This is a genomic window from Haloarchaeobius iranensis, from assembly GCF_900103505.1.
Taxonomy (GTDB): Archaea; Halobacteriota; Halobacteria; order Halobacteriales; family Natrialbaceae; genus Haloarchaeobius; species Haloarchaeobius iranensis.
The window spans coordinates 203,557-217,926 of the sequence record NZ_FNIA01000004.1 but is presented as its reverse complement, the minus strand read 5'-3'; the positions used below and the strand labels follow the sequence as shown (position 1 = coordinate 217,926).

General features: G+C 60.4%; 12 protein-coding genes. 7 read left to right on the top strand and 5 right to left on the bottom strand.

From position 1 onward, the window contains the following. Window positions 1-98: 98 nt before the first annotated feature. From BLT27_RS05190 to BLT27_RS05175, 4 genes are all read right to left on the bottom strand, one after another. On the bottom strand, window positions 99-890 hold the full coding sequence (locus tag BLT27_RS05190) for an alkaline phosphatase family protein (protein ID WP_089732014.1): 792 nt from the start codon (window positions 888-890) through the stop codon (window positions 99-101). 244 nt (window positions 891-1,134) lie between these two features. Beyond that, window positions 1,135-2,148, bottom strand: coding sequence for an alkaline phosphatase family protein (locus BLT27_RS05185; RefSeq protein WP_175526386.1), 1,014 nt, complete (start codon window positions 2,146-2,148; stop codon window positions 1,135-1,137). Between the two features lie 170 nt (window positions 2,149-2,318). Next, window positions 2,319-3,458 carry a glycosyltransferase family 61 protein gene (locus BLT27_RS05180; protein WP_089731975.1) on the bottom strand — a complete coding sequence of 380 codons (1,140 nt, stop codon included), beginning with the start codon at window positions 3,456-3,458 and terminating at the stop codon, window positions 2,319-2,321. A 58-nt stretch (window positions 3,459-3,516) separates the two neighbouring features. Continuing rightward, a complete protein-coding gene (locus BLT27_RS05175; RefSeq protein ID WP_245707628.1) occupies window positions 3,517-4,458 on the bottom strand; it encodes a hypothetical protein in 942 nt (313 codons plus the stop codon). A 184-nt stretch (window positions 4,459-4,642) separates the two neighbouring features. On the opposite strand from BLT27_RS05175, the gene BLT27_RS05170 reads away from it, so the two are divergent. From BLT27_RS05170 to BLT27_RS05155, 4 genes are all read left to right on the top strand, one after another. Next, a complete protein-coding gene (locus tag BLT27_RS05170) occupies window positions 4,643-5,656 on the top strand; it encodes an alkaline phosphatase family protein (protein WP_089731974.1) in 1,014 nt (337 codons plus the stop codon). A 102-nt stretch (window positions 5,657-5,758) separates the two neighbouring features. Beyond that, complete coding sequence (locus BLT27_RS05165) at window positions 5,759-6,568, top strand: FkbM family methyltransferase (RefSeq protein WP_089731973.1); 810 nt, start codon at window positions 5,759-5,761, stop codon at window positions 6,566-6,568. A 27-nt stretch (window positions 6,569-6,595) separates the two neighbouring features. Then, window positions 6,596-7,714: a glycosyltransferase family 4 protein gene (locus BLT27_RS05160; protein ID WP_089731972.1), complete on the top strand. Its 1,119-nt coding sequence runs from the start codon at window positions 6,596-6,598 to the stop codon at window positions 7,712-7,714. Window positions 7,715-7,781: 67 nt separating this feature from the next. Further along, complete coding sequence (locus BLT27_RS05155; protein WP_089731971.1) at window positions 7,782-8,957, top strand: glycosyltransferase; 1,176 nt, start codon at window positions 7,782-7,784, stop codon at window positions 8,955-8,957. Between the two features lie 9 nt (window positions 8,958-8,966). Here BLT27_RS05155 and aglG read toward each other — a convergent pair whose 3' ends face one another. Further along, the gene (gene aglG / locus BLT27_RS05150) at window positions 8,967-9,905 is read right to left on the bottom strand and encodes a glucosyl-dolichyl phosphate glucuronosyltransferase (RefSeq protein ID WP_089731970.1); all 939 of its coding nucleotides are present in this window, start codon (window positions 9,903-9,905) and stop codon (window positions 8,967-8,969) included. A gap of 116 nt (window positions 9,906-10,021) precedes the next feature. Here aglG and BLT27_RS05145 point away from each other — a divergent pair, with 116 nt between their 5' ends. The 3 genes from BLT27_RS05145 to BLT27_RS19655 all read left to right on the top strand — a co-directional run bounded on the left by BLT27_RS05145 (window position 10,022) and on the right by BLT27_RS19655 (window position 14,351). Further along, a complete protein-coding gene (locus BLT27_RS05145) occupies window positions 10,022-12,997 on the top strand; it encodes an STT3 domain-containing protein (protein WP_089731969.1) in 2,976 nt (991 codons plus the stop codon). A gap of 49 nt (window positions 12,998-13,046) precedes the next feature. Continuing rightward, complete coding sequence (locus tag BLT27_RS05140; RefSeq protein ID WP_089731968.1) at window positions 13,047-13,973, top strand: DUF368 domain-containing protein; 927 nt, start codon at window positions 13,047-13,049, stop codon at window positions 13,971-13,973. A gap of 240 nt (window positions 13,974-14,213) precedes the next feature. Continuing rightward, window positions 14,214-14,351, top strand: coding sequence for a DUF7503 family protein (locus BLT27_RS19655; RefSeq protein ID WP_175526385.1), 138 nt, complete (start codon window positions 14,214-14,216; stop codon window positions 14,349-14,351). Window positions 14,352-14,370 lie beyond the last annotated feature (19 nt).

Below are 14,370 nucleotides of genomic sequence, written 5' to 3'. Positions count from 1 at the left end.
GGGTACGGGCAGTTGGAATCGTGACGGTCATAATCCTTCTGTTGTCGTTCGCATCGGTGTCCCGTCTGCGACTGGTCGAGGCGCAACCGGGCCCGAGTTCACCTGTAACCGAGTGCGGAGAGCCGGTCCGAAACGGCGTCCTCGTCGAAACTCGATTGGGCGACCGGCTCCTCGGCGACGACGTCGCGTCTGGCCTCGGCCTCGATGGTCAGCCAGGGTACCTCCCTGAGGGTGGGGGTGCTGAATCCCTCCATGTGTCCCCACACTCGGGTCGTTACTGGGAGCACCCGTTCCCCGAGCATCTCCCCGTGGTCAGCCGTGACGACGGATTTCCCGTCGAGTTCTTCCAGCAGCCCCTCGACCGACTCGAGCACCAGCTGGAGGCTCTGCCTGTACGCCGTCCGTATCTCGTCGACCGACACCTCGCGCTGCTTCACCGCTCCCCATATCTGGATCCCGTCGTCGTGGTCGCCGTATCCCTGCAGGTCGACGCGCCGACGGAGCTCGTTTGCCATCTCACCGATGTACGGACGGTGCGGCTGCATGAAGTGGACGACGAGTCGCTTGTCGGGATACGTCTCGTTCGCTTCGACCGCCGCATCGACGACGTCCTCCGGCTGGACGGTCCCTATCTCGTCGTCCCAGCGGTTCATGTGAAGATGGTCGATGTCGTGGAACGTGTCGTCCTCGATGTCGGTCGAGAACGGGTTCGCGGTGACGTACACCGTATCGTGCAACTCCCGTCCAACGAAGTTGTGACGGATGAAGTCCCAACTCTTCTTCCCCTTCGACACCTCCCTGCGCAGCTCACCCGGGAGGGTGTTCAGTTCCTCGAAGTAGTCGTACCGGCACGCGTCCAGGACGAGCAGGTTGTCCCAGTCCGCTTCCATGACGTCGATTCCGCCGTCGTACTTCCGATCGAGATACCGTCCGTAGCCCCGGTGTATCGGCCAACTCGCTAGTCGAAGACCTTCACGGCCGAACAGGATAGGATTGCCGATTGCTCGCCGCAGGTTCTCGAGCGTGTAGTGGTTCTTCATCGGGCGCGTTCTGGTTCGATTGGTGACGTTCGAGCAAAACCCTTCTGATAATTCCTTTCCTGTCGGAGCCGGTGGGGTCCGTCTCCCGCCCCCATCACACCTTGTAGCCGAGCGCTTCCAGCTGGTTGTCGAGTTCGTCCCGGCCCATCTTCTCGTTCGTCGGCTCCTCGACGGTTGGTTCGTAGGTTCCGGTGTCCTCGGCGGTCGTCGTCACCCACGGAACCTTTCGGACCTGTGGGTGGAGGCTTCCCAGGTTGTGGCCGAGGACGCCGTACTCACCGAAGGCCTCTCCGTGGTCGGACGTTATGACGACCCGCTCGGCGTCGACGTTCTGGAGGAGAACCTCGATCTCGTCCAGCACGTACCGCAAGTCGCTCATGTAGGCGTCCCAGATATTCTCGAGGTCGCCCGTTTCGTAGTAGTAGTTCCACCAGTCGTATTCGTGGTACTCAAGCTCGCGGTCTTCCGCGAGTGCCTGTGAGAACCACGGGGTGTGGGGCTGGTGGTACTGGAGGATGAGTCGCTCGAAGTCATGTTCTCGACCGACTGCGACCCCTCGGTCGGTGACGTACTCCGGGGGCGTGTTCCCCCGTGTATGCCCGTAGGGACCCTCTTCACCGACGGTCTCGAACTTGAACAGGTACTCTGCCTTCCCCAACGTGTCGATGTCGACCGACGGCAGCAGACGGAGGGTCTTGAAGGGGAGTGGCCTCCGAGAGTCGTTGACGTGTGCCTTCGTATCCAGGATCTCCTGAATGTGGCTCTGTGCGGATAAGAACGCTGTCTCGCGTATCTGGTCCACGTGCTGCTCGTCGAACGTCCGGGCGAGCCACTCCGCCGACGCACCGCCAACCGACCAGATGCTGTCGACGTCGCCGATGAAATCGTATTCGTCTGCGACGGCCTGCATCGCGTCGACCCGGGCGGTGTCGAGTACGATGAGCAGGTCCCACTCTTCGTCGAAGACGTTGGTCCCGATCGTCCGGACGCCGTTTGCAGCGATGGCCGGCGTTCGATAGAGATACTCGAAGACGATATTGTCGAGAATCCGTGACGGGTTTCGGAGACCCTTCTGCAGTTTGTCCACGGTCGAACCGGAGTCGCTCATTGAGCATTGATGCTCCTCTCAGGAGTATAAATCGTTCGTAGTCTCGCACGTCGCGAAGACGATGTGGCTGAGGACTCGACAGCCCACCGTCAGAACTGTCGATGACGCAGCGTCGATTTGCCAGGACGGTCCTCGGACCGGCACGGCGTCTCCCCGCTACCTGGACCGAACTACTGATCCTCTCGTTCGACCGCCGCTACCACCTTCTCAAGCTCGTCCACGTCGACGCGAATGTCTGCTGACTCGGCCTCACAGTAGACCGCTCGATAGTCGAGGTCGAGAACCGAGGCCAGTATCTCGTACGGCTGTTTGACCTTGTCACCGAAGAGCTCGATGACGGTACAGTCGGTCGAGAAGACGATGTCGGTGATTCCCGCGCCATGAGGGGCGACCACGATGTCGGCCTCGCTGAACAGCCGGGCGTTCCGCATGAGGGGCCGGTCTTCGAGCCTGTACCGCTCAAATCCGTGGTCCGATAGCATCTCCATCACCGCATCCTCGTTCAGTACCTGCCGTTCGACTGCCCCGGCCCGCGAGATGTAGACGTTGTTGGCGTCCGCCTCGGGTGACGTTGCACTCTCACCGAGAATCCGGCGCCGTATCCACTCGAAGTCGGCAGCCCGGCGCTGGGGGAACGACGGGACGACGAGGTTCTCCACCGCGTACGCCGGCTCAGTCGCACGTTCTATCCTCGACTCCGGCCAGTCGAGGGCCTGGAGCGTCTCACCCACGAACGGGGGGGAATCCTGGGGGATGACCAGCGTCACGCTCTCGCCCGTGGACTCCTCGAACCGACGGAGGTACCGGATTTTCGGGACCGTCTCGACCATCCAGTGGTAGTAGTTCGGGTACCGGGGGATGAGCGGTGCGGCGGTTCCGAGCGACCCAGCTGCTTCGGGAGCAGTCTTTCGAACGAGTGCCTTCAGGGGGAACTGGCCGAAGAAGAGCTCCCTGGAGAGCATCGCCATCATCGCCTGCATGGCCTGTGTTGGCTCGGCAGCACTCTCTTCGATGATTTCGGACTGGTCAGATAGGACCAATCCTGTCTCAGAAAGTACTACTCCACAATTGATTACAGATACGAAATACGGTTCCGATTGATAAGAGATATGTAATGTTTCATCTGACTTCGATTCAAGATTCCCTCTCGGGATCGTCTTGATTATTCCAATGCGGACAAGCCAATCAAAGACTGGGCGGCCGAGCTTCTTCCGAGTAATTAAGTCACCTGCTGAAATAAATGACTGTTTGACACCATCTGATTTGATTTTCCGTTTTAATTTCTTGACTGTGAATTCCGAGGAAACCATCCTTCACTATTGTAAAAGAACTTTTGACATCGAAATGTTCAACTGTGAACGCATTGAATCAACGGTATCCAAGTGCCTTGAGTCTCGCATCGACTTTCTCACCAGAGATACTTTCTGTTTCTACTGGTGGATCCGACTGAATCTTTCGTCGTTCGTTTCCATCGACGACAAACCAAGGAACCTTGACAAGTTCGGGTGCATGGACTCCATATGGATGTCCGTATTTTCTCCGTGTAGGAATAGGTGAGAGGCGTTCGCCAACAAGATTTCCGTGGTCTGCCGTGATGACGGTTTTTCCTTCGAGCTCTCCCAGTAGGCTTTCGACTTCCGCCAAAACGAGATCGAGATTTTCGTTGTATGCCTCCCAGACAGTCTCAAGTGGAATATCAGCTTTACCATTCTGAAGTTGGTTCCAGATACCTGGCTCTTCTTTTATATCGTGGTCCATCGTCCAACCTCCGCCCGCGATACTTCTCCCAACTTCACCAATAAAGGGCGTATGGGGTTGCATAAAATGGACTATCAAACGTTTATTTGGAAACTCAACCATCGCTTCTCGGGCGTTCTCTACGACGCTTTCGGGTGGCAGAGTCTGTAGGCTGGAGTCCCAATCGGAAAGACAATCGACCACTGCATGGAACGTTCCCTGATCAAGTCCCAGTTTCGGAATATATGGGTTGCCGTTCACGTACACGGTATTGTAGTAAGTTCCAGAGTCAAAATTTCGTTCGAGAAATTCCTCGCTGCTTGAACCCAACGAGATTCTCGATTCTAAAGTTCCGTCTAGATAGTTTCGATCCGAGAACATGTCGTAGCGGCACCCATCGAGGATTATGAGATTATCCCAATCTTCCTCAGCAACGCGAGCCCCACGGCCATATTTGAGTCTGACGTAGAAATTATTTATTTCGATTGGGACATACCGAAGAGCGCTCTTGCTCGCTTGGAGAAACCCCTTCTCAGAATATATTTCGCGAGCTTTTCTGAGATGATGGCGCATAGGGAGTCAGAGTTCGTTCGAGGATAATAACGCTATGATTCTCTCGAAGCACATCCTACTGTGTATATCGACATGAAGTTATCCTTACTCGGACAATATTATCTTCTTGGCTAGACCATTAGACCCATCTACAACCGAAAAAGCCATCAAAACCGTTAAACACGCTGTCGTGAACCCCTAAGTCATGCTGCGTCACGACCTGAATCTCGATACCCTGCGAAAGGGATTGCAGGCCCCAGACCAGGCGTTCGACGCGACGGTCTACGAGCTCTTCTACCGCATTCCCGCGACCTACCTCAACACGCTCACGACAATCGGGACCAACGTCTTCGACGAGGAGTGGGACGTGTTGCTGATTCTGGATACGTGTCGAGTCGATGCACTCCGGGAAGTGGCCGACGAGTATGACTTCCTCGGTGACGTCGGAAAGATACGGTCCGTCGGTGGGCGCTCCCCCGAGTGGATCGCGAAGACCTTCCACGAGGACTACCGCGACACGATCGCGGAGACGGCGTACCTGTCCGCCAACGTCTACACCGACCAGATCCTCGAGGACAGGGAACACGAGACGATCCCCCTGAGCGAGACGAACCTGAGTTACAGACTGCTGGGACGGATCCCGAACGTCGACGTCGACGCTCTCGGGCGATGCGAGTACCTCTTCACCTACGAAGGCGTCGGCGAGGAGGGGCCGCTCGGTCACGTCGACGGTGGCACCCCACCCCGGTACGTCACCGACAGGGGCATAGCGGTCTGGCGGGAGCACGACTTCGACCGGATGATCCTCCACTACCTCCAGCCGCACTCCCCGTACATGGCGAACGGCATCGACGAGGACAGACCCCTCGAACAGTACGAGACGGACTGGTGGGGATACCTCGCGGAGACGAACGACAAGGAGACCGTCTGGAACGCGTACCTCGACGAACTGCGATACGTCCTCGACGACGTCGAGCTCCTGCTGGAGAACCTGGACGCCGGAACGGTCGCCATCTCCTCCGACCACGGTGAGGCGTTCGGGGAGTACTGGGAGTTCGGTCACAACAACGGCAGTCTCCACCCGCACGTGCGGACGGTCCCCTGGGTGACGACCACAGCGGAGGATAGGGGGGAGTACACACCGGTTCACGACCCACCCGGGGCTTCTCAGTCGAAGGAGGAACTCGACCGCCAGTTGGAAGCGCTCGGATACAAGTAACCCTTCGCGCCGATTTCGGACGTTTCGAATCTCGATTCGAGTCTCGAATCGAGTTCCAAGCTCTTGCTGACGTCTATATCGGTGTGTGCCGTCCTATCTGTCATGAGCACCACGGCAAAGGCGCTTGAGATCGCCCGTGACGACGGCTTGGTGGAGCTTGTCGGTCGGGGCATCGACCGGAGCATCCGCCCGATCGACCCGCTCTATCAGGTTCTGAAACCGAGCTTCCGAACGTACTCGGTCGGAGACACGACCGCATCGTTCAGTACGACCACCCGTTCGCTCCGACAGTACGATTTCGTCGATGACATGCGTTCCGAGAGAGACCTCATCACCGCCGTTCTCGACGACGTGGAGCCGGACGACGTGTTCTACGACATCGGTGCGAACGTCGGTATCTACACGTGCTTGGTCGCCGATAAATTGGAGTCCGGGCAGGTGGTCGCGTTCGAGCCACACCCGGAGATGTTCGACGTACTCCAGCGGAACGCGGACCAGAACGACGTCTCCGGCTCGCTGCAGAACGTCGCTCTCTCGGACCACGATGGGACCGTGGCGATGGTCTCCCGAGGGTACACCGGTCACCAGTTGGTATCCACGCGCGACGAGACCACGTTGACCGTCGAGACGACCCGGGCCGATTCACTGGTCGAGGACGGGGAGATACCGGTTCCGGATGTCTGTAAAATCGACATCGAGGGGGCGGAGTATCTCGCACTCTCGGGACTCGAAGAGACGCTTCGGAACTCCGACTGCCGTGTCGTCTACTGTGAGATTCACACCGAGAAGATAGCTGACATCGGCGGGTCTCCGGACCGCGTCGAAGCGTTCTTGCGGGACCTGGGGTTCGAGATAGAGGTGCTGGGAGAGCGACGTGACAACTACTTCATCAGGGCGACCCGCAGTAGCTAAAAAGGCTCACTGACGTTGTACGCCTAGATGAAGATTGGAATCGTGACGCCACGGTATCCGCCCACCCACGCTGGTGGTGGGGAAATAAGCGTCCAGCTCCTGGCGAACCAGCTGCGGTCTCACGAGGCGGTTGACGGACTTCGGGTGTTCTCCTTCGATGGGAGTTCGAGCGAGACGGTCGAGGGCGTGAGCGTCGAGCGACTGTACGACGTCCCGCAGTACCCGTACACGCTGCCCAACGAGATCGCGTACCGGAAACTCGGGGCGGAGGACCTCGATTTCGATCTCCTGCACGCGTACAACATGCATCTCCATCCCGCGGTGGGGCGGCTCTCCTCGGAGCGGAACGTTCCCGCGGTGGGCACCCTGAACGCGTACCCACTGCTGAACTGGGCGGACATCGGGGTCACACCGTCGCTTCAGCGACGGATCTACGAGTCGACGGTGCTCCGTCTCGAACGGCCGAGATTGCGGCGCCAGATCCACAACATCGACCTGCTCTTGCCGTTGAGCGGCGCGGTGGAGCGGGTGTACCGTGACCATGGGTTCGACCGAGCTGACTACCGGGTCGTACCCAACATGCTGGACGACGATTTCGACGTTCCCGCTGCCGCCGACGAAGAGGACGCTCCGGAACTGCTCTACGTGGGATATCTCCGGGATTCAAAGGGCGTTCGCTACCTGATCGACGCGATAGAGCACCTCTCTTCGCCCCTCGACGTGAAGATCGTCGGTGACGGACCGAAGCGGGAGGACCTGGAGCGTCGCGTCTCGGAGAAGGGGCTCTCGAACCGGGTGCGGTTCACCGGAGAGATACCGTACGAGGAGGTTACGCGGTCGTACGCGACTGCGGACGTGTTCGTCCATTCCGGGGTGTGGCCGGAACCGTTCGGTCGCACGATACTCGAAGCGATGCAGGCCGGGCTCCCGGTCGTCGCGACGAACGTCGGCGGTCCGGCGGAGACGGTGCAACAGCCGGACCTGCTGTGTCCACCCGAAGACCCCGTTGGGCTGGCGGAGGCCATCCAGGAGGCCTACGAGCGACGGGACAGTATCGGACCTGCCAATCGCGAGTACGTCGAGGAGACGTACCACCCCGATGCGGTCGTGCCCCAGTTCATCTCGGCCTACGAGGAACTGGTCTGAGGTGGCCGACGCCGGTGCCGTCCGAAAGTCGTGACAGATATAGCCCTCCGATTTGAGGTGGAAGACGATGACCGACGAGTCTGACGGAGCGTCGGAACTCTCGAACCGGAGTCTGGCGGTCGCTCACTGGGGTGAGCACGCCAACGGTGGCGGTGACCGCCTGGCGTGGGAGCTCGCCAGGGTCTTCGAGGACTCGTCGTACTACGCGGGGTGGGTCGACGAATCCATCGAACCGGACGACATCGAGTCGGAGCAGCTGATCGATGGGCAACTCCTGAACTTCGGGCTCCGCCGCGGTGGGATGCTTCGACAGCTCGCCCACCTGATCGGCTGGCAGATCGCTCCCGAACTCCGGGAGTACGACCTCCTGGTAACCAGCGGGAACGAGCCCCTGTTCTACGTCGCGCCGGACGACCAGACGTGGGTAGCGTACATCCACCACACGAACCGGCGGCAGTCGGACCAAATAACTGAACTGGCGTCGTCGCGGTTCGAGTCGGTCAAGCTGTTGCTGTACTACGCGATGCGGGTCGCGTACGACCACAATACCCACAAGCCCGATCTGTTCGTGGTGAACTCGGAGGTGGTCGAGCGCCGTCTGGTTCGCTACTGGGGAGTGCCAGCGGAGAAGATCCGCGTCGTGTACCCGCCCGTCGAGACGGGGAGTTTCGACCCCGGAGACGCCGAGGACGGCGACCACTACCTGACGCTCTCTCGGCTCGACTGGCACAAGAACATCGACGGTATCGTCCGAGCGTTCGACGGACTCGACGAGCGCCTGATCGTCGCAGGTGACGGTGAGGAGCGCGAGCGGCTCGAATCCATGGCCGGTGACAACGTCGAGTTCGCCGGGTTCGTCGACGAGTCGGAGAAGCGACGACTGCTAGCGGGAGCGAAGGCGTTCGTGTTCAACGCCCGAGACGAGGACTTCGGTATCGCACCCGTCGAGGCACTCGCTTCTGGGACGCCGCTTCTGGGGGTGGCGGAGGGGATGACGCAGTTCCAGGTCCTCGACGGGAAGAACGGCTACCATCACGAACGCGATGACACGGGGACGACCATCCGCGAGAGCGTCGAACGGTTCGAGGACGAGGGCGTGGAGTGGTCCGCAGCGGAGATCGCCTCGTTCGCCGATCGGTTCTCGGTCGAGTCGTTCCACGAGGGGATGAAAGCGGTGGCGAGGGAGGCAGTATCGGAGGCAACGATCCGTCCGGACTGGTACGACGAGTACGATATCGCCTGAGCGAGCTCATCAGTCCTCGTAGTCGTCGAGCAGGTTCGGCTTCAGGATGGCGTAGACGTACCCGAACCCGACCATCGCGGTGAAGACGAACAGCGCGACGAGCTGTTTCACCTTCGCAGGCTCGGGCTCTCTGACGAGGGAGACGAGCCGTTCGGGGACGTGCTTCGTGAGCAGGTCCGCGAGGTACTCGTTCTTGTCGCCCGCTGCTTCGGGGATGATGTGGTCCATGATGCGCTTGGAGTAGCCCTGCCAGAGGGACCGGCTCGCGAGCCACCGGAAGTCGCCGCGGTACTCGAAGAGCTTGTGGTGGACCTTCGCGTCGGTGTCATAGATTACGCCACGTCCGTACTCGCGACGAATCCTCGCACCGACAGTGGATTCGTGGGCCTGAATGTGTTTGTCACCCTTGCGGCCGGTGTTCTCGTCGTAGCCGCCGACGTTCAGCAGTACCTTGCGGCGGAACGAGATGTTGGAGCCGTAGGTGTTGCGCATCTCTTCCATGTGCTCGCCAAAGCCCTTCTCGTCGCAGCCAACGAGCCAGTAGAACTCGTCGGGGAAGAAGTCGGGCTTTTCGACCTGCCAGTCGGGGAGCACCTGCCCGCCGACGGCGACTGCGTCGGTCTCCTCGTACGTCTCGACCAGCGTCTCGACCCAGTCGGGTTCGGCCTCGGCGTCATCGTCGATCATCGCGACGACCTCCCCGGAAGCGAGTTGGGCACCCTTCGTCCGCGAGTAGGAGATGCCGCGGTTCTCGTCGTTGCAGTGGATGCGGACGGTCTCCTCGTCACCGAAGTCCGCGACCGCCCGTTCGTGTACCTCTTCGTTACCGTCGATGACGAGGACGACCTCGATGTCGTCGTATGTCTGATTAAGTACACTCTCGACGGCGTCGGAGAAGACCTCGTAGCGGTCCGTCGGATACGTACAGATGACGACGGAGACGTTCATCGTTCGGATTCACCCCCGAAGCGCGAATAAGCGTTTTGCATCGCGCTTTTCACAACCTGTTCCTCTCCGAAACGATTACACAAGGCTTATTCGTGGGTTCGGACTTCTCCCGTACAATGAGTACGTCGACCGGAGAGGAGGCCGACACCGAGCAAGCCACCTCGGGCTCCCTCCTCGAAGCTATCGAACGCTGGTATCACGTGCCGAGCGTGGGCCTGATAATGCTGTTCATGCTGTGGATTCGGCTCCAACCGCTCGACAATTTCACGCGGAACGGCGAGATATTCTTCGCCGGGAACGACGCCTGGTACCACTACCGGCAGGTGTCGTGGACGACCCGGAACTGGCCGTGGACGATACCCTACGACGTCTACTCGGAGTTCCCAACCGGCGTCAGGGCCGACCAGTTCGGGACGCTGTTCGACCAGATCGTCGCTACGGCCGCTCTCGTCGTCGGGCTCGGTGACCCGTCCCAGCAGACAATCGGGATGACACTGCTGGTCGCCCCGGCTTTGTTCGGGGCGCTCGTCGCCGTTCCCACCTACTTCATCGGGAAGCGACTCGGCGGCCGCTCGGGCGGAATCGCGGCAGCGCTGGTCCTCGCACTTCTTCCTGGCGTCTTCCTCCGTCGCAGCACTGCCGGATTCTCCGACCACCACGTCGCAGAGGTCCTTTTCCAGGCCTTCGCCGTTCTCGCCGTGATGGTCGCCCTTCGGTCGGCCGAACGCGAGAAGCCCGTCTTCGAACTACTGCTCGACCGCGACTGGGATGCACTCCGTGAACCGACGAAGTGGGCCGCACTCGCTGGCCTCGGTGTCGGTCTCTACATGTGGGTCTGGCCACCTGCCGCGGTCATCGTCGGTATCCTCGGGGTCTTCTTCACCATCGCGCTCGTCATCGAATACCAGGCTGGACGGTCTCCTGACCACCTCGCATACACCGGTGTCGTCATCGGTGTTGTAAGCGCAGTGGTGGTCCTCCTGAATATCGATCAGTTCAGCCTCGGCGTCACGTCGCTCTCGCCGCTGCAGGTCGGTATCTCGCTCGGCCTCGCAGGGGGGTCGGCCTTCCTTGCTTACCTCGGACGCCTCTGGGACGATATGGAAGTCCGAACACTTCGATCGGTCGTTCTGCCGTTGAGCGCAGTCCTCCTGCTCGCGCTCCTGCTGGCGCCAATCCTCGGGTTCGCGTTCCTCCCGTATCCGTTCGCTATCGTCTTCCTCATCGCCGGGCCCCTTGCGTTCGGGTCCTACTACGTGCACGATGACGAACGTCGTGCCCACTTCCCGCTCGGCGTCGGCTCGTTGTTGATCCTCGGTCTTGTCGGGACCCGATTCATCGCACCCTCGGTGTACAATCAGATCATCAGTAGTCTCAATCAGACGGTCGCACTGAATCAGAGTGACACGACGCTCACTATCGGTGAAGCGCAGTCCGTCATCGGTGCTGGCGAACCGTTCTTCCAGACCGCGACGGAGTTCTTCGGCTCGCAGTACGGACTGAGCTACATCCTGGCCCTCGTCGCGCTCGTGTGGCTCCTCTCTTACCTGTATCTTGGTGAGGAGTACCGGGCGGAGTACCTCCTCGTCGCCGTCTGGACCCTGTTCACGTTCATGATGGCGTTGACGCAGGTTCGATTCAACTACTACCTCGTCGTGCCTATCGCGGCACTGAACGGCTGGTTCCTGGGTCGGATCGTCTCCTTCATCGGGCTGACGGAGATCTCCTCCGAGTCGTACAACTTCGAATTGTACCAGGTCATCACCATCGTGGCGGTGGTGATGCTCTTGCTCGTCCCGCTGACTCCCGGGACGAACATGACCTCGACGACGGTCGACAAGCAGGCACAGGGCCTCTCCCCGGGCTCGGTGCTCGTCTGGAACGAGAGCACGGAGTGGATGCAGGAGAACACGCCCGAACCCGGTCAGTACGGTGACGCGGACAACGAGTTGGGCTACTACGACCAGTACCCGAACCAGGACGACTTCGAGTACCCGGACGGCGCGTACGGCGTGATGTCGTGGTGGGACTACGGACACTGGATCACGACCAAGAGCGAGCGGGTTCCGGTGGCGAATCCGTTCCAGCACAACGCACGCATCTCGTCTGCGTACCTCCAGGCGCAGAACGAGACGCGTGCGAACCTCCTGCTCGAGGCGATGCCGAACTCGGACGATGCGGACGAGCCGATCTACAACCTCAGCAACGAGGAGCTCCGGAGCCTCATCGACGAGCAGACCGAACAGGAAGCGAGCGAGGACACCCAGTACGTCGTCATCGACTACCAGATGGCCGGTGGCAAGTTCGGTGCTATCGCGACCTGGACCGGCCCGGGTCCGGGGTCGTACTACAACCAGCGTGAGAACGTGACCGTCGGCGGGCAGCAGGCCGCGCTGCCGACGCGCTCGGACTCCTACGAGAACACGATGCTCTCGCGGCTCTACTTCGACGACGCCGAGGGCATGGAGCACTACCGCCTGGTGCACGAGGCGTCGAACCAGCGCGTGTTCACGTCCATCGCGATCAACGAGTCGGGGACGCTACAGCCGTCGCGGTTCGTGAACCAGCCGCTTCCGGTCCAGCAGTACTTCCAGTACCAGCTCCGGCCGCAGTTCGAGACGTACAACACCCAGGCCGAGTCGACCGTGAAGACCTACGAACGGGTCCCCGGTGCGACGCTCACCGGGCAGGCCGACGTGAGCAGTCCGACGAACGTCACCGCACGCGTCGAGCTCACCTCGGACACGTTGAACCGGACGTTCAACTACACGCAGACGGTCCGGACCGACGCGGACGGCAGCTTCGAGATTACGGTGCCGTACGCGACGAACGACGAACTCGGTCCCGAGGACGGCGCGACCGACGTGGCGGTCGAGCCGACCGGTGACTACGAGGTCACGTACGACAACGAGTCGACTCGGATCTCGGTCCCGGAGACGGCGGTCGTCGACGAGGATAGCTCGCCCATCGAGGTCACGTTCGACGAGAACGCATCGACGTCGTCGGGCGACGAGTCCGAGGGGTCCGCCGAGGACGTAGAGCGGACAGACGGGGCGCTCCTCCCGGTCCGTCACCACGCACCGCTCGCGTAGCGGGCCGAAAGCGAACTGTTTTCCCCACTACGGTGGTTACCACCGACCGATGCGTCCGTCACTCTCCGTCTACCTGAAGGGGTTCCTCATGGGCGCCGCGGACACGGTTCCCGGCGTCTCCGGTGGGACCATCGCCCTCATCACCGGTATCTACGAACGACTCATCGAGGCAATCACGAGCGTCGACCCTGCAGATGCCCGGCTCATGCTGGAACTCCACACGACGGAGGGTCGGGGTGATCTCCGTGACCTGTTCGTCAGAGCTGATGGGGTGTTCCTCATGGTACTGGGGTTCGGCATCGCCTCCGCGGTGCTCACGCTCTCCCGGGTCCTCGAACACACGCTCGAACAGTTCCCGGCGTTCACCGCGGCCTTCTTCTTCGGTCTGATCGGTGCCTCCGCCGTCGTGCTTTACTCCGAGGTCGACGTGGGGACGCCACAACGCCTGGCAGTCGCGCTGGTTGGTATCGCCCTCGCGGCGGGTGTGTCGAGCCTCCCCGAGAGTGCGATAGGGAGTTCCTACTTCGTCGTCTTCATCGCGGGGGCAATCGCCGTCTGCGCGATGATACTCCCCGGCGTCTCTGGGTCGTTCCTCCTCTACGTCCTGAATCAGTACGACTACATGATCACGAATCTCACGGCGTTCGTCGATGGCGTCATCGGTCTCGCGGATGGCGGGAATCTGGCCTCGCTCACGGAGTCGTTCACGGTCGTCGTCACGTTCTGTACCGGGGCACTGTTGGGGCTGCTGACGATGGCCCGCGTGGTGAAGTGGGCCTTCCAGGAGTACCGTGCTGGGACCCTCACGTTCCTGGTGAGCCTGATGGTCGGTGGTCTCGTGAAGCCGGCGACGACCATCACGACCGAGGCCCAGTTCGGTGCCACGGCAGACGTCGCTGGTGTCGTCGTGTTCGCGCTGATCGGGGGCGGGATGGTGCTCGGCGTCGACTTCTTCACGGAAGAAATCGACTACTAGTGCCCGACTACTGCCGGTGCGTTGATTGGTGATTACTGTACGATATTGGAACTGCCCGAGCGTAAACCATTATTTGTACTTTTTGGCTGTACTTCGGGTACCTGGCGTTATGAATGGATATTTGTTACCCATTTTGCTGAATTACAAGACATTTCTAAACCAATAGTGTAAAAAACCATGAAATTTTATAAGTAATATTAAGATAATTTGATGTATGTGCCCGCGAACCATGCAAGTACAATGTCCGACAAAGGCACGATGTCAGACTGGCTGTCCGAGCACCCCCGTATGATCGGCGTCCTGTTCATGATCGGCCTGCTGCTGATGCAGGCAGCTCCCGTCGTCGCGACCGGCGCGGAAGCAAGTCCCGGGCCGTAAACTCTGCGGCAGCAGATCG